Origin of the sequence: Stenotrophomonas pictorum JCM 9942 (genome assembly GCF_001310775.1) — a bacterium.
GTDB classification, from domain to species: Bacteria; Pseudomonadota; Gammaproteobacteria; order Xanthomonadales; family Xanthomonadaceae; genus Stenotrophomonas; species Stenotrophomonas pictorum.
Genome location: NZ_BAZI01000596.1, coordinates 1 through 1,193 on the forward strand (window position 1 = coordinate 1; position 1,193 = coordinate 1,193).

At 70.3% G+C, this 1,193-nt stretch carries 2 protein-coding genes; both read right to left on the reverse strand.

The features are described 5' to 3' along the window. A partial coding sequence (gene eda / locus JCM9942_RS16355; RefSeq protein ID WP_054660910.1) for a bifunctional 4-hydroxy-2-oxoglutarate aldolase/2-dehydro-3-deoxy-phosphogluconate aldolase occupies positions 1–605 on the reverse strand: 605 nt, incomplete at its 3' end. Then, positions 592–1,193, reverse strand: a 602-nt coding sequence (locus JCM9942_RS16360) for a PfkB family carbohydrate kinase (RefSeq protein WP_425478369.1), incomplete at its 5' end; no start/stop codon positions are given. The genes JCM9942_RS16360 and eda, both read right to left, overlap by 14 nt.

Here is a 1,193-nt window from a genome sequence, read left to right on the forward strand (position 1 = left end):
TGCTCGATCCGGGCCCAGTCGCGTGACTGCAGCAGCTCGCCGGTGGTCAGCCACGAGCCGCCCACGCACAGCACGTTGGGCAGGTGCAGGAACTGTGGCGCGGTCTGCGCGCTGATCCCGCCGGTCGGACAGAAGCGCACATCGCCGAACGGGCCGTTCCACGCCGACAGCATCGCCGCGCCGCCGGCCTGCATCGCCGGGAAGAACTTGAACGTGTCCAGGCCGTGCTCCAGTCCGCGCATCAGCTCCGAGGAGGTGGCCACGCCGGGCAGGAACGGCAGGTCGACATCACGCGCGGCGGCATAGAGCCGGTCGGTGGCGCCGGGCGAAACCGCGAAGCGGCCACCCACGGCCTTGAGCTGCTCCAGCTGCCGGCCTTCGAGCACGGTGCCGGCGCCGATCACCGCCTCGGGCACGGCCTCAACCATCGCCTTGATCGCGTCCATCGCGCGCGGGGTGCGCAGGGTCACCTCGATCACCGGCAGACCCCCGCGGAACAGCGCGTTGGCCACCTGCACCGCATCGTCGATGTCGTTGGGGGTGAACACCGGAATCACCGGTGCCAGTTTCAGGATTGCGCGCACGCGCGGATCAGCGCCGGACATCGAATTTTCCTTCGCCCACCAGGGCCATCACGTCGGCGACGCCGACCGGGTTGAAGTCACCGGGAATGGAGTGTTTCAGGCAGCCGGCGGCCAACCCGAAGCGGATCGTGGCCCCGGCATCGAAGCCTTCGATCAGCCCGTGCAGCACGCCGGCGGCAAACGCGTCACCGCCACCGATGCGATCGACGATGCCGGTCAGCGTCTCTTCCGGGGCGATGGCACGGGTGCCGTCGCGGCCGAGCAGCATCGCGCCGAGCGAATGCCGGTCCACGCTGTGCGCGGTGCGCTGGGTGCACGCCATGTACTGCAGGCGCGGGAAGGCGGCAAAGGCCATCGCCGCGGCCGCATCCACGCGCGCCTGGGCATCGGCCTGCGCGAACTGCCCGCCGAGCACCACACCGATGTCGCGGTAGTCGGCGAACCCGATATGCGCGCAGTCGAACAGGTCGCGCAGGATCGCCGTGGCATCGCCACCCCAGCGCTCCCACAGCTTGGGCCGGAAGTTGCCATCGAAGGACACCTTGATCCCCATCGCCACCGCCGCGCGGGCCGCATCCAGCGTGGCCTGTGCGGCCTCCGGGCCAAGCG